The organism is Chitinophaga chungangae (assembly GCF_017742215.1).
Classification (GTDB): domain Bacteria; phylum Bacteroidota; class Bacteroidia; order Chitinophagales; family Chitinophagaceae; genus Chitinophaga; species Chitinophaga chungangae.
The window spans coordinates 766,147-790,773 of record NZ_JAGHKP010000001.1 but is presented as its reverse complement, the minus strand read 5'-3'; the positions used below and the strand labels follow the sequence as shown (position 1 = coordinate 790,773).

The window sequence follows — 24,627 nt, the reverse complement described above, 5'->3', positions numbered from 1 at the left end:
AATGGCGGCTAACGGGTAACACCGGCAAGGGCCGGAATTTTGATGTTGAAAATGTCCGATAACGCACACTTTGCCGCGTAAAAACCGCACATGCCATGCACGCCGCCGCCGGGAGGCGTGGAGGACGAACAGACATAAATGCCCTTTGCGGACGTGCGGTACGGCGAACGGCGCAGGGCCGGGCGGGTAAATAGCTGGCGGATATCGATGATGCCTCCGTTGATGTCTCCGCCGATATAATTGGGATTGTAGTTTTCCAGCGCTTCGGTGTTAAAAGTATGCCGCGCTAAAATGGTATCACGGAAGCCAGGGGCAAATCTTTCCACCTGGTTCTCGATGGCGGCGGTCATGTCTTTGGTGGAGCCGTTCGGTACATGGCAATAGGCCCAGGCCGTGTGCCCGCCTTCCGGCGCGCGCGTAGGGTCCGTTTCGCTTTGTTGCGCGAACAGCACGAACGGCCGTTCGGGATGCTGACCGGCGGCGGTTTCCCGTTCCGCCTGCGCGATCTCGCCGAGCGTATTGCCGATATGTACGGTGCCCGCTTCGCGGCAGGCTGCATTGATAAAGGGAACGGGAGAAGAAAGGGCCCAGTCGATCTTGAACACGCCCATGCCGTAACGGTATTTTTTCAACTGCCATTTGTAGATGGAAGAAAAACGGTGACCGGCGATCTCCAGCAGTTGTTTGGGCGTAACGTCCAGCAACAGGGCGCGGTGCGGGGGAAGCTGCTCCAGCCGGCTGATGTAGGTATTGGTAACGATCTCGCCGCCCAGGGAAATAAAATACCCCGCCAGCGCATCCGCGATCTGCTGCGAGCCGCCTTTGGGCAATGGCCAGCCTTGCAAATGCCCGGTGATGGTCAGCACGAGCGCAATGGCGGAGGTGGCGATATTTTCGAGCGGCTGGATGGCATGTGCGCCCATGCCCGCAAGCAAGCCACGGGCAAAAGGATCTTTAAAACGGCGCGCCAGCGTGGTAAGCGGCTGCAGGGCCTTCAGGCCGAAACGCGCCATTTTGAACGGGTGCGAAGGAAAATGCAAAGGCCCGAGCGAGTCGTTCGCAATGTATGGCCAGTCGCGCAAAAGCGGCGCGATCAGCTTTTTATAGGTCTCCGCGTCTTTCCCCAATGTGCTGAGCGTAAAACCGAGGTCTTTGCTTAGCACCGCGGCATGCCCCCCATCGAAAGGATGCGCGGCAGCGTATGTTGGATGAAGGAATTGAAGGCCGTGATCTGCCAGCGGCAACGTCTGAAAAAAAGGCGAGCCCGCGGCAAGCGGGTGAATGGCGGAACAGATGTCGTGCAGGTAACCGGGAAGTGTGAGCTCCGCACTGCGCAAGCCGCCGCCGACGGTAGCCTTCCCTTCGATGAGCAACACCCTGAGGCCTTGCTGTTGCAGCGCGATGGCGGCCGAAAGGCCGTTCGGCCCCGCGCCCACCACTACGGCATCGTATTCCGGGTTTTGCATTTTGTAAATATACGGTAAACTGTTTTTGTTTACCGTCTGTTTTGTTACCATTCACAAAAAAGTCATCTCAAAAAAACATCTCCATGCTGGAATTTCACGAAATAATCTCTATTTTTCGGTAACGTACCCGAAAACCGGGTATATCGGTCAGAACGCACGCTCCTTTTACCTGAAAATATTTATCAGCCAATGACAACATCCTGGAATGTTTCGCTCCTGCTCGTATGTTTTGTTGCGGGAAGCGCCTGCCGCCAGCAACCACGGAAATCCTTTTCACAACCCACAGAAAGCGCGCTGGCACTGGATGCTACCGTGCTCGGCGTAAGTACGGTGATAGAAGACCTCAACGTTCCCTGGGAGATCTGCTGGGGACCCGACGGCCGCATCTGGTTCACCGAACAAAGCGGCAGCATCAGCGCGGTAACGCCCGAAACCGGCGAGCGTAAAGTGATGCTTACCATCCCCGAAGTGTACCGCCAGCGCTCGCTCGGCATGTTGGGCATGGCGGTTCACCCAACCGAGCCTTACGTGTTCGTGGACTATACCCACCTTAAAAAAGATTCCACCATCGTGTCTAAACTCGTGCGTTACACCCGTACGGCGGATACGTTGAAAGACCCGCTGCTGCTGCTCGAATTTCCCGGCAACACCGGCCACAACGGTTCCCGGGTGACCATCGCACCGGACGGGAAAGTAATGCTCGCCACCGGAGATGCGGCGCGTTATCCCAATGCGCCGGACACCGCTTCGCTGAACGGAAAAATACTTCGTATGAATACGGACGGTTCCGTGCCCGCCGACAATCCTTATCCCGGCAAACTCATGTGGAGCCGCGGTCATCGTAATATCCAGGGATTGGCGTACACATCGAACGGTAATTTTTTCGCGTCGGAACACGGCGATGCGACGGACGATGAACTGAACCTTATCCGGCCAAAAGGATATTATGCCTGGCCGCACATTGAAGGGTACGCAGACCGGCCGAAAGAAAAAACATACGCGGACACATTCGCGTTCATCCCGCCCGTATTCTCCTGGACGCCCACCATTGCGCCCGCAGGTATCGAACATTATATGTCCGGCGAAATTCACGAATGGAGAAACACGATCCTCATGGGCACGCTGAAGAACGCCAGTCTCCGCGTGATCAGGCTGAATGAGCGGCAGGATTCGGTGCTGGGAGAAACCGTTTATCTCACCGGCATTTTCGGCCGCCTGCGCGACCTTTGCGTTTCGCCTTACGGCGATGTGTACCTTGCCACCAGCAACCGCGACTGGAATCCCGGCCAGGGTTTTCCAAAGGAGCACGACGACCGGATCATCCGTCTCTCTCCCATCCAATCCGCCGGCAATCTAAAGATGCTGCCCAAGTCCGTAAACCGCAATACCGCGTCGCTGGCGAAAGGCGCAATGTTGTACGCCAGTTATTGTGAAGCCTGTCATAAACCGGACGGGCGCGGTATTAAAAAAACCTTTCCCGCGCTGGACAGAAGCAAAGTGGTAACGGGCGATGCCGCCGCCTTGGTGCAGCTTGTTCTAAAAGGAAGCAAAAAAAATACGGGAGAACAAATGCCAGGTTTTGCATTTATGCCTGATGAAGACCTGGCCGCCGTTACCAGCTACATCCGCGGCGCATGGCGCAACCAGGCGGACAGTATACCGGCTGCGGACATACGAAAAATAAAGGAACAGGAAGGTTTATAGGTCACGCTTCTTCGTTTTCCGGTTCCAGGTCGGTGAGCTGGTATTTGATGGCGTAGTGCAGGGGCTGGATGGGCTTGTTGCTGGCATTGGCCCATACGTTCGCGAAAGATGCGCCGTAATAAAAGATCAGGGCCACGTAAAACACGAACAGCAGCAGCAGCACCGTGGATGCGGACGCTCCGTAAATGCTGTTGATGTTGCTGTACGTGAGCAGCCAGCGCAAAATAAGTTTCCCGATATTAAACAGCACACTGGTAACCAACGCGCCGGTGAAGAGTATTTTCCAGCGCGGCCTGCCGTCCGGCAGCAGGAAAAACACCAGGGCAAACCACAGCGTAACGGTAACGATGGAAATGCCGTACCGTAAAACGCCGTTGAAATAAATAGAAAGCGCGGGCGCATAATGCGAAACGTATTTCCCGATAAAGCCCTGCGCGGAATCGGCGAGAATGCCCATCACGAAAAGCACGCCGGTAAGGAGGATCAGCGCCAGGCCGCGTAAACGGCTGAGCATGATATGCCTGAAATTCCCCGCCGCAATGGGCCTTACGCGCCACAGCTGGTTCACCGAGCTGGTCATTACTTTCAGCAAGGTAGTGGCTACAAACACCAGAAAAACAAACCCCGCGATAGCGATCAGCCAGTTCTGCGCGATGCCCCTGAAGGCTTTCAGCGTTTCCACCACTTCATGCGTCACTTCCGGCCCGATGATCTCTATCAGTTGCGCGAACAACCGGCGTGAAATGACGCGCGGCTCGAAAAGCAGGCGCAGCGCCTGAAGAATGATAACCAGGATAGCGGGAAGCGCGAAGGTGGTGAAAAACGCGGTAGCGCCGGCCATGCGCAGGGGGTCGTTAGCCTGCAATTCTGTGAACGCATCCTTAAAAGACCATAAAAATACTTGCCAGCGTTTGAGATGCTTCCTTTTCCTGTTTACCATATGCTCCATTCCCGGCAAATACCAGGCCCGCCAAAATTAAGCATACGTCGCAAGGATTTCGTGGCGCTCAAAAAATACAACAGACCGTTCCCCCTCTTCGTCCAAACAAATCGATTCAAAAACGCTACCACACTATAAGATAAATGAATCGACCGTTTCACAAATCACCGTCTCATTTTCATCAATCCTCGAAAAGTACAATTTTTACCGCTATCTGCACAAGATTTAAAAGCCGCATCGGCCTAACTTTATGGTATGAATACAACAGCATATGAAGCCGCGATCGTCGGCGGTTCTTCCGCGGGATTGGCGGCGGCCCTTACACTCGGCCGCTTCGGCAGACGTACGATCGTATTTGATACCGGCGCGCCGCGCAACAAACCCGCAGCGCACGCGCACAACTTCTTCACCCGCGACGGCGAACCGCCGGCGGAACTGCTGCGCATCGCCAGGGAACAGCTTCAGCCCTACCCTTCCGTAGAGCTGCAACAGCTTTCCATCGCAACTGCAGAAAAAACCACGCATGGATTCCTGCTCACCGCGCTCAGCGGCGAACGTTTCGAAACAAGAAAGATCATCATCGCCACCGGCGTAAAAGATATTCTGCCCGCTATCGAAGGCCTGCAGGAGCTTTGGGGCGAATCCATTTTTCATTGCCCGTATTGCCACGGCTGGGAAATAAAAGGCGAGCCTGTCGCCATCATCGCGAACGGCGATAATGCATGGCATTTCGCGCAGATCGTTTCACAGCTCAACAAAGACATCACTTTCCTCACCAACGGCCCGTCCGCACTAAGTTCCGAGCAAACAGGAAAATTGCAGCGCAAAGGATTTTCCACTATCGAAATACCGATTGCCTCCGTGCAAAAGGAAAAAGAAAACGGCGGCATCCGCATTACGTTTGCAGACGGCTCGTCCATTCACAAAACAGCGGCGTATTACCGCGGGGAAACCTTACAATACCATAATGAGATCGCCAAACAACTGGGCTGCGAATTGAGCGGGATGGGATCGGTGGTTGTGAATTTTATGTATGAAACCACTGTGCCCGGCGTATTTGCGGCGGGAGACGTGAGCCACGACAGGCTGCACCAGGTGTCTATGGCCGCAGCGGGTGGTCATGCCGCGGCAGGCAGCTGCAACGGCCAGCTTTGCGCGGAAGATTTTGAAAAAGACATTTAATATTCTTTCGCCACTTTGCGGATATCTTTTACTTCCAGCACTTTTTTGCCGTAACCATGCATCGTCACTTTGATCATCGCCTGCCCAAGCTCCGCCAGGGTTCCGGCAAAAGACGGTATCAACGGGCCTAACAGCGGGTAGAGCCAGGAAACGAACTTATATAAAGCAGGCACGTTCTTCGCCCCTTTCGTGGCGTACAGGATGCCGGGGCGGAACGCATACACCGCTCTGAAGGGGAGTTTCATGAGATCGTTCTCCGTTTTTCCTTTCACGCGCGCCCACATCACCCTGCCATTCTCACTACTGTCCGTTCCCGAACCTGAAATATAACAGAAAGCCATCTGCGGGCTGGCTTTGCTCATCACTTCCGCGACGTGCAGGGTGAGCGTGTACGTGAGCCGGTAATACGTTTCTTCGTTTTTGCCGAGAGAAGTAACGCCCAGGCAGAAAAAACACCCGTCGTAACCTTCCAGTTGCGGGGCCAGTGAAGTAATGTTGAAAAAATCTTCGTGGACGATCTCCTTCAGTTTGGGGTGACTGAAGCCGGAGGGTTTACGGTTGATGATCAGTACGGCTTCCACCGCCGGGTGCTGCAGACATTCGTGAAGCACGCCTTCTCCCACCATCCCGGTAACACCGGTAACGATTACGCGGATCTTGTCAGGCATATGCGGATGATTTGTACCGGGAAATTAGGACTTTTTCCCCAGACCGGTCAGGCGGTGCCGAGCGGTGCTTCCGGTCGGATGTTCCTCCGGCAAATGAGCAATACGGCCAGCGCAACGCTTCCCGTCACTGCCATCACCAAAGCCAGCGGCAGCGCGCTGTTTGTTTTATCGAGACTTACAAACACCGAAGCGAGCCCGCCCGCGCCCATTTGCAATGCGCCCAGTAACGACGATGCAGTTCCCGCATTTCTTTCGAACGGGGCAAGCGAAAGCGCGGCGGTATTGGGGTTCACAAAACCAAGGCTGCACAGCAAAATGAACAGCAACGCCAATGTGCTCCAAAGGCTCAACCATCCGCCAGCGGCAGCGACGGCAAAAAGCAGTCCCACGGAAGACTGTACGCCCAGCGCCACCGGCAGGATCTGCACGCTCGAAAATCTTCGCAGCAACAAAGTATTCACCTGGCTTGAACCGATAAATCCAACGGATAATGCAGCGAAAATCCAGCCGTAAACTTTCTCGTCTACATGATACACGTCCATAAAAACTTTCGGCGAAGCGGACACATAAGCGAACAAAGCAGAAAAAGCGATTGCGCCCGTTATCGCATAAGTATAAAACCGGGCTTCCTTCGCTACTTGCCAGAAACCCCGGATAATAGGCCCCGGCGCAAGCGAAAGCGCACGGTCCGGTTTAAAACTGCCCGGGAGCCAAAAAATACTGGCTAACAGCATCAGTATGCCCATGATCGTTAAAATGATAAAGATCGCGTGCCATCCGATGGAACTGGTCACATACCCTCCCACTGTCGGCGCGATCATCGGCGAAGCGCCTACAACGAGCATCAGCAGTGCGAAAACCTTTGCATTCTCGCTCACAGGGAAGAGGTCGCGCACCATTGCCATGGCGGTCACTGTCGCGGCGCAGCTGCCGATTGCCTGGAAGAACCGCAACGCGATGAAATGATCAATATTTTGGGTGATCACACAACCGGCAGAAGTAAGGATATACACCAGTAAACCGATGTAAAGCGGGCGTTTGCGCCCGAATTTGTCCAGCAGCGGGCCGAACAGCAATTGCCCGGCGAAAATGCCGAAGAAATAACTGGACAAAGTAAGACCAACGCTGGATACATCCGTGTGAAGATCTTGTGCGATAGCCCCGAAGCCGGGCAAATACATATCTATCGTGAAAGGGCCGAGGGCAGTAAGGCTTCCGAGGATCAGGATCAGAAAAAAATAGGTCGAACGTTTCAAAGCCGGGGAAATTTCACGCGAAGATCGTGAGAAAATCCGGCTTTGAAACATAAAATAAATTGATCGGCGTATAGTTAACGCTGGTATTGCAAAATACCGTACTCCAGCCCGCGCAGTTCCGCCAATCCCTTCAAACGCCCGATGGCGCTATATCCCGGGTAGGTTTGTTTGCCGAGATCGTCGAGCATCTGGTGACCGTGATCGGGGCGCATGGGCAGCGAAATTTTCCGCCGCTGCATTACCTGCGTAAGCTCGGATACCACGGCGAACATGTTCACGTCGCCGTCGAGATGGTCTGCTTCGTAGAAATTGCCGCTACCGTCGCGGCGGATGTTGCGGAGATGAATAAAATGAATATGATCCCCATGACGGCGCACGATGCCGGGCAGATCGTTGTCTGCACGCACGCCCAGCGAGCCGGTGCAATAACATAAACCGTTGGCGGGTGAAGGCGCGGCGCTGAGAATGGCTTCCAGGTCTGCTTCGGTGCTTACGATGCGGGGCAGGCCCAGCAGGGGATACGGCGGATCGTCCGGGTGAATGGCGAGCTGCATGCCGAGGGATTCCGCTACGGGCACTACTTCGCGCAGGAAAGCAAAAAGATGTTCGCGGAGTTTTTCCGCGTTGATGTGCGCGTATTTGTCGAGCGCTGCCAGCACGGCTTCGGGCGTAAAACGGTCGTCGCTGCCGGGGAGGCCCAGCAGGGCGTTGTGAAAAAGCGTTTCTTTTTCCGTTCCGGTCATCGAAGCAAGGCGTTTTTCCGCGGCTTCGATCTCTTGTGCCGTATAATCTTTTTCTGCTCCCGGCCTTTTAAGCAGGTACAGGTCAAAAGCGATGAAAGCGTTGCGTTCGTAATACAAAGCGCGGCTACCGTCGGGCATTACATAATTAATGTCCGTCCGCATCCAGTCCATCACCGGCATAAAATTGTAAGTGATCACGGTGATGCCGCAGGCGGCGAGGTTTTGCAGGCTGACCTTGTAATTATCGATATACCGCGCATAATCGCCCGTGCCGCGTTTGATGTCTTCGTGCACGGGCAGGCTTTCCACTACGGACCAGCGCATACCGGCGGCGGCGATCAGGGCTTTGCGGCGGTTGATCTCCGTAACGGTCCATATTTCCCCGACGGGCACCTGGTGGAGAGCGGTTACGACGCCGGTGCAGCCGGCTTGCCGGATGTCCCAAAGACTAACGGGATCGTTAGGGCCGAACCAGCGCATTGTTTGTTCCATTGGCATATGTGCGGTAAGTTTAAAACGCGGAATTTTTTAACGGCGGCAATATCTGAAAAAATATGAAACGGTTGTTATGCCGCCGGAGCTACATCGTTGTAATTCGTTATTTCCCCTCCGGCAGCCCGCATAAACGCAAGAGCCGGGCCTCGTCCGTGATCGCGATCTCTTTGCCGGAGATTACGACCAGGTGTTCCTGGATCATTTCCTGCAAGATCCTGAACGTGGTTTCGTAAGTGGCGCCGATGTAAGACGCAAGGTCCTGCCGCGAAAGCGTGAAGCCGATAAAACCGTTCTCATTCCTGCCGAATTGTTTTTCCAGCGACACCAGGGCCTGCGCGATCCGTCCTTTCACCGGCATATGCGCAAGGTTGCGCATTTTTCTTTCGGATTCCTGCAGCTCGCGGGCGTAGAACAACATCAGTTCGTACAATAAAGGCTGGTTGACCTTTAAAGACGCTTCCCAAAAAACAAGATCGAAATAACAGACCGTTACCTGCTCCAGCGCGGTAGCCGTAACGGGGTACACGGGCTGCAGACCGATCCCGCGGTGACCGACAATGTCTCCTTTCCGGGCGAAACGAAGGATCAGCTCCTTTTCTTCGTCCCAATGTTTATGCACTTTTACGCTGCCTTTGTAGATGAAAAAGATCCCTTTCACCGGATCTCCTTCCCTGAACAGCTCCTGCCCCTTGCGGTAAGTGAAATGTTTGCTGCCGGCTTCCACGGCGGGCAGCCATTCTTTCATGCACAAACGGCACACCATGCAGGTTTGGGTATCGCAACCCGGTTTATCTTTCTTCATATATATAATGACCTTGCGCGCTGGCCACGATGCCCGCCAGCTGCTCCCGCCACTTTACCACTTCGCCGATCACGATCACGGCGGGGTTGCCAACGCCCTGCGCCTCCGCTTCCGCCGCAATGCCAGACACTTTGCCGGTGAGGATCTTTTCCTGGTCGGTGGTACCGTTCTGGATCACGGCCACGGGTACGTTCGTTTTCCCGGCTTCTTTAAAAATGTCCATGATGGCGCCGATGCGACTCATGGCCATTAAAATGACCACGGTGGCGGTAGACCGGGCGGCGAGATAAACGTCTCCGGAAATGTCGCCGCTGCGGGTGGTGCCGGTGGTTACCCAGAAACTTTCGGCCACGCCGCGGCTGGTGAGCGGGATCATTTGCATGGCCGGTACGGAAAGAGCGCTTGAAATGCCGGGCACCACTTTTACGCGAATGCCGGCGCGGGAGGCCGCTTCAATTTCTTCCACCGCCCTGCCGAATACGAACGGGTCGCCGCCTTTGAGCCGCACGACATGCCCGTATTGTTTTGCGGAACTGATAATCAGCTCGTTGATCTCGTCCTGCGAGAGGGAATGGCAGCCGAAACGTTTGCCGACGAATTGGCAAACGGCCTGTTTGGGCGCATATTCAAGCAACTGCGGGTTTACGAGGGCATCGTACAGCACTACATCGGCGGAACCGAGGGCGCGGATGGCTTTTAAAGTGATCATTTCCGGGTCTCCCGGCCCCGCCCCGATCAAAGTTAATGCAGCTTCAGGCATAGAATATCACATTATGATTAAATATATATAACTATTATCAGACCAAACATACCAAAATTTAAAACATTTTGCCGTAAATTTATGATACAGATCATACACCTAATTCAATTTCTACGTTTTTAAAGCTGATAACAATTATATTAATTATTTATTAATATATCTATTATGAAGATCGTAGTAATTGGAAATGGCATGGTCGGCCATAAATTTTGTGAGAAAATCACACAAAAACTTGGCATAAACACCGCCCGTATCGTCATTTTTGGCGAAGAAACCCTCCCCGCGTACGACCGCGTTCATCTCAGCGAATACTTTTCCGGCAAAACTGCAGACGATCTTTTCCTCGCCCCCGCCGGCTGGTACGTCTCCCAGGGCATCACCCTTCATCTTGGCGATCCTGTCCATTCCATCGACCGCGTCAACAAAACCGTTACTTCCCTGAAAGGCATTTCCGAAACATACGACTTTCTCGTGATGGCCACCGGCTCCGCCGCTTTTGTGCCTAATATAGCAGGAACGGATAAAAAAGGCGTATTTATTTACCGTACCATCGAAGACCTGGAGCTGATGAAAAGCTACGCACCCCGCACCAGCCGCGGCGCCGTGATCGGCGGAGGGCTGCTCGGGCTGGAAGCCGCCAAAGCCCTGCTGGACCTCGGCATTGCCGACACCAGCGTGATCGAGTTCGCCCCCAGGCTGATGCCCCGCCAGATCGACGATAAAGGCTCCGCCGTTTTGCAGTCCAAACTCCAGCAGCTCGGCCTGCAGGTGCTCACCGGCAAAAATACTTCAGCCATCCTCGGCGAAGATACTATCACCGGTCTTGCCTTCTCCGACGGCACCTCGCTGAATGCAGACATGCTCGTGATCTCCGCCGGCATCAAACCACGCGACGAACTGGCCGCGGCCTGCGGCCTCGAAACCGGCCCGCGCGGCGGCATTGTGGTGAACGACCTGCTGCAGACCACCGACCCTTTCATTTACGCCATCGGCGAATGCGCCTTATATAATAATATGATCTACGGGCTGGTAGCGCCCGGGTATGAAATGGCCGAAGTAGCCGCCACGCATATCACCGAAACTTCCAGGCAAGATTCATCCGCGCTGAAATCCTTCACCGGCTTCGACATGAGCACCAAACTGAAGCTCATCGGCGTAGACGTGGCCAGTTTCGGCGACCCTTTCCCCGGCCAGGGCCATAGCATCGTGATGGAAGACAGCATCAGCGGCGTTTACCAGCGCATCAACGTGTCGCAGGACGGTAAATACCTGCTCGGCGGCATCCTCATCGGAAATGCGGACGCATACAACATGCTGCTGCAAACCTGCAAGAACAACATGCCGCTGCCCGCCAATCCTGCAGACATCCTGCTGGGCCCACGCAACGGCAGCGCATCCGCAGGCGCGGGCGTAGACGCCTTGCCGGACGAAGCGGTGATCTGCAGCTGTGAAAGCATCACCAAAGCCGCCATCTGCCAGGCCGTTACAGACGGCCAAGAAACGTTGGACGCAGTTAAAAAATGTACCAAAGCCGGCACCTGCTGCGGCGGCTGCACGCCGATGGTGAAAGACCTTATTTCCGCCACCATGAAGGCGCAGGGCAAATACATCCGCAACGTGGTATGCGAGCACTTCGATTATTCCCGCCAGGAACTGCTCGATCTCATCAAAGTAAAATCGCTCCGCTCTTTCGACGAAGCGCTGGACCATTACGGTCACGGCGAAGGCTGTGAGATCTGCAAACCCGTGGTCAGCTCCATTCTCGCCAGTTTATGGAACGACATGATCCTCGCCAAAGGCAACGACACCGCGCAGGACAGCAACGACCGTTATCTTGCGAACATCCAGAAAGGCGGCACCTATTCCGTGGTGCCCCGCATCCCCGGCGGAGAGATCACGCCGGAAAAACTGATCATCATCGGCACCATCGCCAAAGACTATAATCTCTACACCAAAATTACCGGCGGCCAGCGCATCGACCTCTTCGGCGCGCATCTCGGCGACCTGCCTGCTATCTGGGAAGCCTTGATAGCGGCGGGTTTCGAGAGCGGGCACGCTTATGGCAAAGCGCTCAGAACGGTAAAAAGCTGCGTAGGTTCTACCTGGTGCCGCTTTGGCCTGCACGACAGCGTGAGTTACGCCATCCGCATCGAAGAAAGGTACCGCGGGTTGCGCGCGCCGCACAAAATTAAAAGCGCGGTATCGGGCTGCATCAGGGAGTGCGCGGAAGCGCAGTCGAAAGACTTCGGCATCATCGCCACAGAAAAAGGCTGGAACCTTTATGTATGCGGCAACGGCGGCTCCAAACCGCAGCACGCGCTGCTGCTGGCGCAAGACCTCGACAGCGAAACCTGCATCCGGTATATCGACCGCTTCCTGATGTTCTACATCAAAACCGCCGACCCCCTCACCCGCACCGCCACCTGGCTCAACAAACTGGAAGGCGGCATCGAATACCTCCGCAACGTGGTGGTGAACGACAGCCTGGGCATTGCCGCATCGCTGGAAGCGGAAATGCAGTCGCTCGTGGACAATTACAAATGCGAATGGAAAGAAGTGGTGGAAAGCCCGGAACTGCGCAAAAAATTCTCGCATTTCATCAATGCACCCGAAGAAAAAGACCCGACCGTAAAATTCGAAACGCTCCGCGACCAGAAAAAAGCCGCGGATTGGAAATAACCAAACTTAACTTTTATGTCTACCATCAGCTCAACCGCCATCAACTGGTTTTTCGCCTGCAAAACAACCGATGTGCCGCATAACGGCGGCGTTTGCATCAAATACAAGGACGAACAGATCGCGTTATTCTATTTTTCGCGCAGCGATACCTGGTACGCTACGCAGAACCTTTGCCCGCATCGCCGCCAGATGGCGCTGAGCCGCGGCATGACGGGCACGCACCAGGGCGAGCCGAAGGTAGCCTGCCCGTTCCACAAAAAGACCTTTTCGCTGAAAGACGGGCGCTGTCTTACAGACGAACATGAATGTTCGCTGACGGTATATCCTGTAAGACTGGAAGACGACCGGGTGTACATCGGCATACAATCCGGCGTGGAGGTTGGCGTGCCGGTTACGGTGGAAGCGCTGTAAATGCGAAAACCCGGGCAGTTTGCAGACCGTCCGGGCTTCTGAATTTTAATATGATGGCTCACTTAAAATTTCTCAAATTTACATGAAAAATCCATTCCCGGAACCTTTGCGGAAACTCTCGCTTTTCAGCCTGGGCACGGTGCAGATGCGCACTTTTCACATCACCTGGCTGATGTTTTTCACCTGTTTCTTCGGCTGGTTCGGCCTGGCGCCGCTGATGCCCACTATCCGGGAAGACCTTGGTCTTACCAAATCGCAGGTCGGCAACGTGATGATCGCGTCCGTGTCGGGCACCATCATCGCAAGGCTCATCATCGGCCGCCTCTGCGATACCTGGGGGCCGCGCAAAACCGCTGTACGATTGCTTTTACTGGGCTCCATCCCCGTTTTTCTCGCGGGCCTCGCCCATGACTATACGACATTCCTTTTATTCCGCTTCGCTATCGGCGCCATCGGCGCATCGTTCGTCATCACCCAGTTCCACACCTCCATGATGTTCGACGCCAGCATCAAAGGCACCGCCAACGCCATCACCGGTGGCTGGGGCAATCTTGGCGGCGGCGTCACCAACATCGTGATGCCCCTCATATTCGCCACCATCATGGGTTTCGGGTATACCGCAGGTCAATCCTGGCGGCTGGCTATGATCGTACCGGGCCTAATGATGCTGGGCGTGGCTTTTTTGTATCACCGTTATACAAAAGACACGCCCGCGGGCAATTACGATGAAATCGAACGCGACACGAAAAAAAATAAAACCGACTGGTCGGTATTAAAAGACTGGCGCATCTGGGCGCTGATGCTCGCTTACGCCATGTGCTTCGGAATGGAGATCACTTTCGACAACGTAGCATCGCTCCATTTCGTGGACACGTACCATCTTTCGCAGGCCAGCGCCGGGTTCTGGGCGGGCGCCTTTGGATTGATGAACCTGTTCGCCCGCGCATTAGGCGGCTTCGTGTCTGACCGCATCGGGCTTAAACAGGGCCTGAAAGGCAAGGGCATCCTGCTGGCACTGGTGCTGCTGGCGGAAGGCGGCGGATTGTTGTTGTTCGCCGGCGCGGCCAACCTGCAACTCGCCATCGTCGCGATGATCGGCTTTGCATTATTCCTGAAAATGGCGAATGGCGCCACTTACGGCATTGTTCCCTTTATAGATCCGCGTAACGTAGGACTGGTGAGCGGCATCGTTGGCGCAGGCGGCAACCTGGGCGGCATGCTGTTCGGTTTTCTGTTCAAGGCAGACAACATTTCGTACGAGCAGGCATTCACCTGGATCGCTTATGCGGTGATCGTTACAGGCTGTATTGTACTGTTCACAGGATTTTCAAAAGAGCCCTCCGCGAGGAGGGTTCCAAAACTTATCACCCAATAATGATGTCCAGCTTCAAAACCACCTGCTGCTACTGCGGCGTAGGATGCGGGATAGTCGTGCATCGCGACAGGCAGGGGAAACTCAGCCTGGAAGGCGATAAAGACCATCCCGTAAACAGGGGCATGCTTTGTTCCAAAGGCATGAACCTGCACTACACCGTGACGGACACGAGCGACAGGCTGCTGCACCCGGAAATGCGTTACCATCGCAACGCTCCCCGGATGCGGGTTTCGTGGGACCAGGCGCTGGACAGGACCGCAGCGGTGTTTACCAGCATCATCCGGAAATACGGACCTGACGCGGTGGCGTTTTATGCTTCCGGGCAATGCCTTACAGAAGAATATTATGTCGTCAATAAACTGATCAAAGGTTTCATCGGCAGCAACAACATCGACACCAATTCGCGCCTTTGCATGAGCAGCGCCGTGGCGGCTTACAAAATGGCGCTGGGGGAAGATACCGTGCCAGGCACTTACGACGACATCGAACTGGCGGACTGCATTTTCGTGGCCGGGGCCAATCCCGCCTGGTGCCACCCGATCCTTTGGCGGCGGATAGAAGCCGCAAAAGCCGCCAATCCTTCACTGCGCATCATCGTGAGCGATCCGCGCGTAACGCAGAGCTGCGCTTCCGCCGATCTTCATTTGCAGCTCAACCCGGGAACGGACATCGTTTTACATCATGCCATCGGCCGTTTGCTCATCGAGCAGGGCCATACCGATAAAAATTTTATACACCAGCACACCGAAGGTTTCGCACGTTACCGCGATGCCGTAATGCAGCGCAGCATTACTGAAGCCGCGATCGTTTGCGGTATCCCGGAGCAGCAATTGTATGAAGCGGCCGCGATCATCGGCGCGTCAAAAGGATTCATGACGATGTGGACGATGGGGCTGAATCAAAGCGCGGTAGGCGTTTCCAAGAATCTCAGCCTCATCAACCTCCATCTCATCACCGGCAAGATCGGCAAACCGGGCAACGGGCCGTTTTCGCTCACCGGTCAGCCCAACGCCATGGGCGGAAGGGAAACCGGCGGCCTTGCCAACCTGCTGCCCGGCCACCGTTTGCTGAACGACCCGAAACACCGCGAGGAAGTACAGGCATTTTGGGGAGGAACGACGATCTCGGAAAAACCAGGCCTTACCGCCACAGACATGTTCGCCGCCCTGCAAAACGGCAGCCTGAAAGCCATCTGGATCATGGGCTCCAACCCGCTCGTGTCGTTGCCCGATGCGCGGGCCATGGAAGCGGCTTTGCAGAAAGCGAGCTTCGTGGTGGTGCAGGAAATTTCCTCGAAACCCGAAACGTTGAAATATGCGGACGTGATTCTTCCCGCCGCGGCATGGGCCGAAAAAGAAGGCACCATGACCAACGCGGAGCGCCGTATCAGCTATCTCTCGAAGATCACCGATGCGCCCGGCGAAGCGCTGCCCGATTCGGAGATCATCTGCCGGTTCGCCCAAAAAATGGGCTACAAAGGGTTCGACTATTCGCATGCGGGCGAGATCTATGACGAACATTGCCGTCTTACCGCCGGCACGCGCATAGACATCAGCGGGCTTTCCTACAAAATATTACAGGAGCGCAGGAGCATCCAATGGCCTTACCGGGACGGCCAGGGAACGGCGCGCCTTTTCACCGACCATCGTTTTTACACGCCGCATCAAAAAGCGGTGATCCATACCGTCAACGACGAAAATACATCCGAAGCGCCCTGCGAAGATTTCCCGCTCATCCTCACCACCGGCCGCATCCGCGACCAATGGCACACCATGAGCAAAACGGGAAAAGTGAGCAAACTGAAACAGCACATCGTTTCTTCATTTCTCGAAATTCACCCGGACGACGCGGAAGCGCGCCATCTCCGGCAGGACGACCTGGCGGAAGTGAGCAGCGCGCGCGGGCAGGTGCGCGTAAAAGTGAAGATCAGCCGGGACATTAAGCCGGGCGTGGTGTTTATGCCAATGCACTGGGGTAAGATATTGCAGAACGATCTGAACCGGGCGAACAATCTCACGAACAACCTGACCGATCCCATTTCGCGGCAGCCCGATCTGAAATTCGCGGCCGTGGAAGTGCGGAAATATGTGAAACCGCCGCAGAAGATCGTTGTGGTTGGTGCGGGCGCCGGGGCCTGCGGTTTTGTGCGCTCGTACCGCGCGTTGAACAGGGTGGACGCGATCACCGTATTCAGCAAGGAAGATTTGCCTTTTTATAACCGCGTTATGCTGCCGGACTACATCAGCGGCGCTCAGCAATGGGCGCAGCTGGTGAAGATGTCCGACGCGGAGGAAGCCGCGCTCAACATCACGCTGCACCGGGGCGTAAGCATCGAAAAGATCGACCGGGAAAACAAACAGGTAACGGACAGCAAAGGCGGCGTACACGATTACGACGTGCTGATCCTCGCCACGGGCAGCCGCGCCGCCACGCTCAAAGACGTACCGTCGCTGGAAGGCATTTTCACCATGCGCACGCGGAAAAACGCCGACGATTTCATGCGGCATATTTCGCCGGGCAAAGGCAAGGTGGTGATCGCCGGCGGCGGCCTGCTGGGCATAGAGCTCGCCGCATCGCTGCGCGAAATGAACATCGGCGTGGCGGTGATACAACGTACTTCGCGGCTGATGGACCGCCAGCTGGATGCGCTCGGCGCGCAGCTGCTCAGTGAAGAATTACGCGAACGCGACATCGAGATATTTTTCAATGACGAAATAGAACAATTCTCCGGCACCAGGCAGGTGGAAGGCATCCGCCTGAAAAGCGGGCGGTTCGTGGATTGCCAGGCCGTCGTATTTTCCATCGGCACCATTCCGAACATAGAACTGGCGCAGGCTGCCAAGCTGGAATGCAACCGCGGCGTAGTGGTAAATCCTTACCTGCAAACCAGCGATCCGTCCATCTATGCGATCGGCGAAATTGCGGCGTTCGAGAACATACTGTACGGCATCACCGCCGCAGCCGAGCAGCAGGCCGCGGTGGCGGCGCGTTATCTCAACGGCGACATATCGGGGTATTACGAAGGGTCTTTATTCATCAACATCCTGAAAGTGCAGGGCATGGACCTTTGTTCGCTCGGTATGGTGGAAACGCCCGGCGATCCCGCGTATGAGGAAGTCGTATTCATCGACAAAGCAAAACGCTATTATAAAAAATGCATTATTCACCAGGACAAGCTCGTGGGCGCGATCCTCATCGGCGATAAAAGCGAGCTGGCGGAGTTCCGCGACCTGATCCGCCAGAAAACCGAATTGTCGGACAAACGCCTGGAGTTGTTGCGTTCCGGCAAAAAAGGAGCGCCCGTGCTGGGCAAGCTCATCTGTTCCTGCGGCAACGTGGGCGACGGCAACATCAAAGAAACGATCCGCGGCGGGCATACGGACCTGGACGGCGTTTGCCGCGCAAGCGGCGCGGGCATGGGCTGCGGCAGCTGCAGGCCCGAAGTGCTCCGCCTGATCGAACAGGCGCTTCCATCCATTAAAACCATGCACCATGGCGAAACAATCACATCTGGTACGGTTTAATTTCACCGGCGGGATCATTTCGCCGGGTTACCTGCTGGAAATACTCGAAGCAGCGGAGGCCGCACGTGTGGAAGACGTACGGTTCGGCCTGCGGCAGCAGTTGTTTTTACAGGTGCCTTACAAACATTTTGACGTTTTTGAAAACGTATGCCGCGAAAAAGGCGTGGAATTCCAGCTGGAAGACGGAACGCCGAACATCACCAGCTCCTACCCTGCAGCAGGCATCTTCATCACCGATTCCTGGTTAACCGAAGGCACCTACAAAGATATTTTCGACGCGTTCGCGCAGCCGCCGAAACTGAAGATCAACATCTGCGACAGCCGGCAAACGTTCGTGCCGCTTTTCAGCGGGCACATCAACTGGGTGGCTTCACCGCAGCCGCATTACTGGTACCTGTATGTGCGTTATCCCGGTCAAACCGAAAGCTGGCGCTGGCCCCGGCTGATCTACACCAACAGCATCCCGCAGGTAACGGCGCTGCTCGAAACGCGGATACTTTCGCAGGAAGAGCCGGCGTCGCTGCTGAACACGCCGCTGGAATGTATTCACCGCGACATCGACAAAGAGCTGGAATTGCCGGCCTTCCGCCTTCCGTATTATGAAGGCTTTAACCGGCACAACGATCAGTACTGGCTGGGCATTTACCGCCGCGACGAAACATTCGACGTGGATTTTTTGAAAGATATGTGCTCCGTTTGCCTGGAAACCGGCATCGGGCAGTTTTACGCCACGCCCTGGAAGTCCGTCATCATCAAAAACATCGAGCCCTCGCACCGCAAGCTGTGGGATTATGTTTTGGGCAAACACGGCATCAACGTGCGGCACGCGGCCAACGAGCTGAACTGGCAGGTGGCGGACCATTGTGAAGACAGCCTGATCCTGAAACGTCACATCATCCGGCATTTCGACACGGCAGACGTGCGTACGTACGGCCTGTGTTTTAATATCAGTCTTGATGTGGGCAAACACCACTTCGGCTCCATCGTGATCAGGCGGCAGGAAAACAAACACCGCAGCAAACTGAAATATTTACAGCGTTACGACGTGCTGTACACGCCCGATTTCAACCCGAACACGCACCAGCTGATCCCTTACCGCAGCGAAGTGCTGAAGGAACATCTGGGGCCTTACATCGCGGCGTTGTGCAGGCAGTATTATGAAAAAGGAACGGAGTGGAATGTGCTGCAGGAATATGTTTCAGGGCAAAAGGCCGCAGCGGTGAGCATCAGCCCGGAGAAAACGGTGCATCAATGCCCTTCGTGCATGACGGTGTACGACGAAACGGCCGGGGATGCGGAACATGGCATTGCAGCGGGAACGCCGGTTGTATCGCTGCCTGAAGATTATGCGTGTTACATCTGCGGCACGCCTGTGAAAGAGTTTGCACCGGTGGCTTTGTCGGCCCTGGCTGCGCCGCTTACCTGATCTTCCAGACAGGGAACACCGCGCCTTCGGGAAATACGTTTAGCTCAGGCGGCAATTCCATAAACGCATCGGCATGCAGCAGGGAAGCCATATCGCCCGAGCCGCCATAGGTAACGGGCAAAGCGGTGAGACGTGCGCCCGGCGCGTGCTGCAGCTGCACCGGCAGGAAATAAGTGAGGGGTTTATCGAACTTCACTTCTTTTTCCAGCGAGGCGAATAATTGCTCTTCCGGCATATGCTGCATTGAAGCGAGCAGCCATGGCTGAATGTAGCGGTAATAACAAAGCAGTACGGACACGGGGTTGCCCGGCAACGCAAACACCACCGGCCCGTTATTGACAGTACCGAACAGGAAAGGTTTTCCGGGCTTCTGTTCAATTTTATGAAACACGCGCTGCATACCGCAGCGTTGCAATACCTGGGGAAGATGATCGAATTTACCGGCAGAAACGGCACCCGAACAAATCAGCACATCCGCTTTGGAAAGCAGCGGGCGGAGCTGTTGTTCCATACTGGCCGGTTCGTCGCGCAGGTGAATAACGGACGCCGGAATGCCCAGCAGGTGCAGCGCCGCGGCAATGCTGTATACGTTAGACATGCGCACCTGGTGTTGTTCGGGCGTAGCGCGGATCTCCACCAGTTCGTCACCCGTAGCCACCAGGCAAATGCGCGGCAGCGCACTCACTTTCACTTCCGCTTTTCCCACGCTGGCCAGCACGCCCGCTTCCGGCGCGCCGATACGCGTACCCGGGCCCAGCAACACTTTACCGGCCGGTACATCGCTGCCCATGCGGTGAATGTTCTGTCCGGCCACCACATTTTTCTTGATGGTGAAACGTTTGAACCCTTCATGTTCCGCGGCTTCAAGATGTTCGTAAGGGATCACCGCGTCGGTAAGGTCGGGGATCACGGCGCCGGTCATTACTTCCATACAATCCGCAAGGTTCATCAGCTGCTTGCGCGGCATACCGGCGGCCTGCACTTCTTCGACGCCAAACACGCGCTGGCCGCGCGCATAGCTGTCGAACGCAATGGCGATACCGTCCATCGCCACACGGTCGTACGGCGGAAACGGCCTGTCTGCCAGCACCTGCTCACGCAAAATACGGCCGGCAGCGGCTTCCAGCAGCACGGTGGTGATCCCCGTGTCTTTCACGGTAGCCATTACTGCTTTAAATGCTTCGGAGACGGGCAACATGAGCTTGCAATTTTTTGTTACGATAAATTTATTCAATTATGAGCAATGCGTCAAATACCGCTTTCACGCATCTTGACGAACAAGACCGCCCGCAGATGGTAGACGTGGGTTACAAGGCGGACACAGAAAGAACAGCCGTAGCGGAAAGCCGCATCTACCTGCCGTCTGCTGTGCGCGCGTGTATCAGCGGGCAGGAGCTGGTCACAAAAAAAGGCGCCGTGTTCCAGACCGCGACCGTCGCCGGCATTATGGCCGCGAAAAAAACGCCGGAGCTGATACCGCTCTGCCATACCCTGTTGCTGCATCATTGCAGCGTAGACATTACACTGGAAACGGAAGAAGCCGTGATCAGGTGCACCGTAAAAACGTATGGCAAAACCGGCGTGGAAATGGAAGCCCTTACCGGGGCAAGCGTTGCGGCGCTCACCGTGTACGACATGTGCAAAGCGCTTTCCATGGAAATGGAGATCACCGGCACAAAGCTCATTTCAAAAACAGGAGGGAAACATGGCGCTTAAAGGATTGGTGTTGTGCGGCGGAAAAAGCACGCGCATGCAGCAGGATAAAAGCAAGATACAGTATCATGGTCTTCCGCAGTGGCAATACCTCTACAACCTGCTGAAAGGTTTTGTGCCGGAAGTATGGCTTTCCGCGCGGGAAGGGCAAAAATTCCAGGGCTGCAAATTCATTATCCGCGACAGCGTGGACGGCGCGGGCCCTTCATCAGGCCTGCTCAGCGCGCACGCGCAGGACCCAGCCGCATCGTGGCTGGTGCTGGCCTGCGACCTGCCGTTGATCAGCACGCAAAGCATTGCGCTGCTGGTGGAAAAACGCGACCCGAAAATGAGCGCCACTTCGTTCATCAGCCCTTTCAACGACCAGCCGGAACCGCTCATCGCGATATGGGAACCGGCGGGGCTGCAGCAGCTGGCGGAGGATGTGGGAAACGGAAAGACCTGTCCGCGTAAAACGCTGGCCTCGCTGGAAGTTGCGCTGCTGGACAATCCTTTCCGGCGCGAGCAGTACAATGCGAATACGCCCGATGAAATGGACAATGCGATGGAAAAATTAAAATGATGTCAGGGATGTGCGGCTACCCATACGGCACCGTCTTCAAAAAATTCCCGTTTCCAGATGGGAACGGTTTCCTTGAGCGTGTCTATCGCGTACTGGCAGGCGGCGAAAGCGGCGCCGCGGTGCGGGGCGGCCACGGCGATCACCACTACTTCTTCGCCGGGCAGTTTTTCGCCGGTGGCGTGAATGATAGCGATGTGCTGCACGTTCCACTGTACGGCGGCCTGCCGCGCGATCTTTTCCATTTCGAGCAGGGCCATGGGCTCGTAGCTTTCGAAGAAAAGTTTCAGCACGGGTTTGCCCTGCGTCTGGTTGCGCACGGTGCCGATAAAAGTGACGATGCCGCCGCTTTCGGGGGATTCAACGAAACGGATGGCTTCGTCGGTTTGTATATGCGAAACAATTTTGATCAATGATCTCATACGCCAATTTTTATCCGCCGCTCAAAGGAGGAATAACGGCCACTTCGTCGCCTTCGGCAAGGGGCTGCGCATCTCCGGCGTATGTTTTGTTCACCGCGATCATCACGGCGCGCAGGTTTTTCATGGCCGGGTACCGCTCCATCAGCCAGCCGCGAAGCTCGCCTACCGTTGCGGGTTGCAGCGGCACATCGAGCGAAGGGCCGCCCGCCAGCTCTTTCGTGATACCGAAAAACATAATCTTCATAACGGCATAAAGCTACAATAAAACCATTCATACATAAAATATCTCGGCATGAAAATCAGGATCAGGGGAAACAGCATCCGTTACCGGCTCGACCAGGCGGACGTAGCGGCGGTACAGGAAACGGGAAAGGTGGAAGAACACACGCAGATCGGCGCGAAGGCGCTTCATTTCTGCATCCGTTCGCGCGGGGATCTGGCCGCGCCCGCCATTCAGCTGGAAAACGCGGGCCTGCACCTGGGCATCCCGGTAAACATGCTCGATGGCTTGCTGGGCACGGAAGAAACCGGCATTCAGTTCAGCATACCGAATGCGGACGGATCGATGTTAAAAATACTGGTGGAAAAGGATTTCAAATGCGTGACAGTGCGGGACGAGGACGACAGTCATGCTTTCGAGAACCCAAACGCCGGCCAAAACTGCTGATATGCTTACAGACCAACATGACCGCCGGATCAGTTACCTGCGCCTGGCCGTAACCGACCGCTGCAACCTGCGCTGCACGTATTGTATGCCGGAGAAGATGCAATTCCTCGGCCGCGCGTCGCTGCTTACTTTCGAAGAAATATCGCGGCTGGTGCGGCTGCTGGCGGCGGAAGGCATCGAACGCGTGCGCATTACGGGCGGGGAGCCTTTTTTACGGAAAGATTTGCTTTCGTTATTGGAGATCATCGCCGCGCATTGTGAAGTGGCGGTTACCACCAACGGCGTGCTCACGGCCCCGTTTGTGCCCGCGTTGCGAAAAATGGGCGTTAAAAAAGTGAACCTGAGCCTGGATACGCTGCACGCGGAGCGTTTTCAGCGCATCACCCGCCGCGACGGGTTCGCTGCCGTCATGAACACACTGCAAACGTTGCTTGAGCATGAGATGGAAGTAAAGATCAACATGGTGGTGATGAACGGAGTGAATACGGACGAGCTGCATGCCTTCACGGAACTGACCCGCCAAAACCTTTTATCGGTAAGGTTTATAGAAGAAATGCCGTTTAACGGGCAGGGAAACGGTTTTTCGGGCATTGAATGGCATTACCGCCGCATACTTTCACACATCGGTGAAAAATTCGAACTACAAAAACGGCAGGATGCGCCGGGGAGCACTGCTCTCTCCTACCGTATTCCCGGCCATGCCGGCAATATCGGCGTGATACCTGCTTTCAGCAGAACGTTCTGCGGAACCTGCAACCGCCTGCGCGTCACGCCCACGGGCGGCGTCAAAACCTGTCTGTATGGGCACGATGCGATGAATGTGCGGGACTTGATGAGGGACGGTTTTTCCGACGGATCGCTGATCAGCGCTATCAGGTCGGCCATTGCGGGCAAACATGCGGACGGGTTCAGCGCGGAGCGCGCCAATGCGCGGAAGATGCTGGAAAGCATGTCTGCCATCGGGGGATGATTTAAGTCATGCCGCGGCCAAACATTCGTATTGAAAACAACTAAATTATCTATTTCAGCAAAAGCCTGATCCCCGCATACAGGATCAGCACGGCGGTAGCCACTTCCACCCAGCGCGGCTTCAGCACCGCGGCGCTCAGCCGTGAACCGATCTGCCCGCCCGCGATCACCGCCGCCAGCAGCGGCAACGTTATCTCCGCGCGGAACACCACCGCACTTTTCGCCCATTGGCCCAGCAGCCCGGCCAGTGAATTCACGAGGATAAAAAAACTGCACAGTCCTGCGATATGTTTAGGCGTATCGTATTTCCCCAACCGTAAAACCGGCGCCAGGTAAATGCCTCCGCCGATGCCCGTGATGCCCGACAAAAAACCGATACCGCCGCCCACCGCCGCAAACCGCCATCCTTTCCGGGTTTCCGGGGTATATTGTCTTTCTTTCAACAACTTCAGCGCCATCAGCAAAGCCGCGGATACCAACGCAATGCCCAGCAACAGGAAAAAAATTTCCTGCCGCAACGGCATATAACTGCCAATAAACGCCATGGGAATACTTAAACCCGTAAGCTGCAACGCTTTTTTCCACGGCAATTGCCCGCTGGCATGAAATTGCCACACGCCGCCCGCTACCACAGCCACGTTGCAGATCAGCGCGGTAGACTTCACCAGCTGAAAACCAACGCCATACAGGGCCAGCAACGCCAGGTAACTCGATCCGCCGCCAAAACCGGCGGAAGAATAAATCAACGCGATGAGAAAAAATATTACGCAGAGCTCTACAATCATCCCGACAAAATACGGCTTTCTTCCCGCAGATCAAATGGTGGTATGAACATTGCGCAGTGTGTAGCTGTTATAGAGAATTTA

General features: G+C 55.4%; 22 protein-coding genes. 11 read left to right on the top strand and 11 right to left on the bottom strand.

What is annotated here, in order from left to right:
• Positions 1-8: 8 nt before the first annotated feature.
• Positions 9-1,466, bottom strand: a complete 1,458-nt coding sequence (locus tag J7I43_RS03455) for a phytoene desaturase family protein (protein WP_209143267.1) — start codon at positions 1,464-1,466, stop codon at positions 9-11.
• Between the two features lie 189 nt (positions 1,467-1,655).
• Between J7I43_RS03455 and J7I43_RS03450 the strand changes: the two genes are divergently transcribed.
• Positions 1,656-3,170 carry a PQQ-dependent sugar dehydrogenase gene (locus tag J7I43_RS03450; protein ID WP_209143266.1) on the top strand — a complete coding sequence of 505 codons (1,515 nt, stop codon included), beginning with the start codon at positions 1,656-1,658 and terminating at the stop codon, positions 3,168-3,170.
• A gap of 1 nt (position 3,171) precedes the next feature.
• On the opposite strand, the gene J7I43_RS03445 is transcribed toward J7I43_RS03450, so the two are convergent.
• Positions 3,172-4,119 (bottom strand): YihY/virulence factor BrkB family protein, encoded by a 948-nt coding sequence (locus J7I43_RS03445; RefSeq protein WP_209143264.1) that lies wholly within the window; start codon positions 4,117-4,119, stop codon positions 3,172-3,174.
• Between the two features lie 246 nt (positions 4,120-4,365).
• On the opposite strand from J7I43_RS03445, the gene J7I43_RS03440 reads away from it, so the two are divergent.
• Positions 4,366-5,292 (top strand): NAD(P)/FAD-dependent oxidoreductase, encoded by a 927-nt coding sequence (locus J7I43_RS03440; protein WP_209143262.1) that lies wholly within the window; start codon positions 4,366-4,368, stop codon positions 5,290-5,292.
• On the opposite strand, the gene J7I43_RS03435 is transcribed toward J7I43_RS03440, so the two are convergent.
• The 5 genes from J7I43_RS03435 to cobA form a co-directional block, all read right to left on the bottom strand.
• Positions 5,289-5,960, bottom strand: coding sequence for an NAD-dependent epimerase/dehydratase family protein (locus J7I43_RS03435; protein ID WP_209143260.1), 672 nt, complete (start codon positions 5,958-5,960; stop codon positions 5,289-5,291). The genes J7I43_RS03440 and J7I43_RS03435 overlap by 4 nt on opposite strands.
• Before the next feature lie 47 nt (positions 5,961-6,007).
• On the bottom strand, positions 6,008-7,216 hold the full coding sequence (locus J7I43_RS03430) for a multidrug effflux MFS transporter (protein WP_209143258.1): 1,209 nt from the start codon (positions 7,214-7,216) through the stop codon (positions 6,008-6,010).
• Between the two features lie 74 nt (positions 7,217-7,290).
• A complete protein-coding gene (gene uxuA / locus J7I43_RS03425; RefSeq protein ID WP_209143256.1) occupies positions 7,291-8,457 on the bottom strand; it encodes a mannonate dehydratase in 1,167 nt (388 codons plus the stop codon).
• A 100-nt stretch (positions 8,458-8,557) separates the two neighbouring features.
• On the bottom strand, positions 8,558-9,256 hold the full coding sequence (locus J7I43_RS03420; RefSeq protein WP_209143254.1) for a Crp/Fnr family transcriptional regulator: 699 nt from the start codon (positions 9,254-9,256) through the stop codon (positions 8,558-8,560).
• Complete coding sequence (cobA, locus tag J7I43_RS03415) at positions 9,243-10,016, bottom strand: uroporphyrinogen-III C-methyltransferase (protein WP_209143236.1); 774 nt, start codon at positions 10,014-10,016, stop codon at positions 9,243-9,245. The genes J7I43_RS03420 and cobA overlap by 14 nt, the downstream gene beginning before the upstream one ends.
• A gap of 165 nt (positions 10,017-10,181) precedes the next feature.
• Between cobA and nirB the strand changes: the two genes are divergently transcribed.
• From nirB to J7I43_RS24685, 5 genes are all read left to right on the top strand, one after another.
• Complete coding sequence (gene nirB, locus J7I43_RS03410) at positions 10,182-12,695, top strand: nitrite reductase large subunit NirB (protein ID WP_209143234.1); 2,514 nt, start codon at positions 10,182-10,184, stop codon at positions 12,693-12,695.
• A gap of 15 nt (positions 12,696-12,710) precedes the next feature.
• Complete coding sequence (nirD, locus tag J7I43_RS03405; RefSeq protein WP_209143232.1) at positions 12,711-13,106, top strand: nitrite reductase small subunit NirD; 396 nt, start codon at positions 12,711-12,713, stop codon at positions 13,104-13,106.
• Positions 13,107-13,188: 82 nt separating this feature from the next.
• The gene (locus J7I43_RS03400) at positions 13,189-14,481 is read left to right on the top strand and encodes a NarK family nitrate/nitrite MFS transporter (RefSeq protein WP_209143230.1); all 1,293 of its coding nucleotides are present in this window, start codon (positions 13,189-13,191) and stop codon (positions 14,479-14,481) included.
• A complete protein-coding gene (locus J7I43_RS03395; protein WP_209143228.1) occupies positions 14,481-18,005 on the top strand; it encodes a nitrate reductase in 3,525 nt (1,174 codons plus the stop codon). Before J7I43_RS03400 ends, J7I43_RS03395 begins: the two co-directional genes overlap by 1 nt.
• A complete protein-coding gene (locus tag J7I43_RS24685; RefSeq protein ID WP_236023284.1) occupies positions 17,974-19,431 on the top strand; it encodes a rubredoxin in 1,458 nt (485 codons plus the stop codon). The genes J7I43_RS03395 and J7I43_RS24685 overlap by 32 nt, the downstream gene beginning before the upstream one ends.
• Here the strand turns inward: J7I43_RS24685 and J7I43_RS03385 are convergent.
• Positions 19,424-20,629 carry a molybdopterin molybdotransferase MoeA gene (locus tag J7I43_RS03385; protein ID WP_209143226.1) on the bottom strand — a complete coding sequence of 402 codons (1,206 nt, stop codon included), beginning with the start codon at positions 20,627-20,629 and terminating at the stop codon, positions 19,424-19,426. The two genes, J7I43_RS24685 and J7I43_RS03385, sit on opposite strands and share 8 nt — an antisense overlap.
• Positions 20,630-20,667: 38 nt before the next feature.
• Here J7I43_RS03385 and moaC point away from each other — a divergent pair, with 38 nt between their 5' ends.
• Together moaC and mobA are read left to right on the top strand one after the other, a co-directional pair.
• Positions 20,668-21,147, top strand: a complete 480-nt coding sequence (moaC, locus tag J7I43_RS03380; protein WP_209143224.1) for a cyclic pyranopterin monophosphate synthase MoaC — start codon at positions 20,668-20,670, stop codon at positions 21,145-21,147.
• Positions 21,137-21,706, top strand: a complete 570-nt coding sequence (gene mobA / locus J7I43_RS03375; protein ID WP_209143222.1) for a molybdenum cofactor guanylyltransferase — start codon at positions 21,137-21,139, stop codon at positions 21,704-21,706. Before moaC ends, mobA begins: the two co-directional genes overlap by 11 nt.
• A gap of 2 nt (positions 21,707-21,708) precedes the next feature.
• Here mobA and J7I43_RS03370 read toward each other — a convergent pair whose 3' ends face one another.
• Together J7I43_RS03370 and moaD are read right to left on the bottom strand one after the other, a co-directional pair.
• Entirely contained in the window at positions 21,709-22,125 is a 417-nt protein-coding gene (locus J7I43_RS03370) for a molybdenum cofactor biosynthesis protein MoaE (RefSeq protein WP_209143220.1), read from the bottom strand.
• Positions 22,126-22,135: 10 nt separating this feature from the next.
• A complete protein-coding gene (moaD, locus tag J7I43_RS03365) occupies positions 22,136-22,369 on the bottom strand; it encodes a molybdopterin converting factor subunit 1 (RefSeq protein ID WP_209143218.1) in 234 nt (77 codons plus the stop codon).
• Positions 22,370-22,417: 48 nt separating this feature from the next.
• Between moaD and J7I43_RS03360 the strand changes: the two genes are divergently transcribed.
• Positions 22,418-22,792: a DUF7009 family protein gene (locus J7I43_RS03360; protein WP_209143216.1), complete on the top strand. Its 375-nt coding sequence runs from the start codon at positions 22,418-22,420 to the stop codon at positions 22,790-22,792.
• Between the two features lies 1 nt (position 22,793).
• Positions 22,794-23,762, top strand: coding sequence for a GTP 3',8-cyclase MoaA (gene moaA, locus J7I43_RS03355; protein WP_209143214.1), 969 nt, complete (start codon positions 22,794-22,796; stop codon positions 23,760-23,762).
• Positions 23,763-23,811: 49 nt separating this feature from the next.
• Here moaA and J7I43_RS03350 read toward each other — a convergent pair whose 3' ends face one another.
• Positions 23,812-24,546 (bottom strand): sulfite exporter TauE/SafE family protein, encoded by a 735-nt coding sequence (locus tag J7I43_RS03350; RefSeq protein ID WP_209143212.1) that lies wholly within the window; start codon positions 24,544-24,546, stop codon positions 23,812-23,814.
• Positions 24,547-24,627 lie beyond the last annotated feature (81 nt).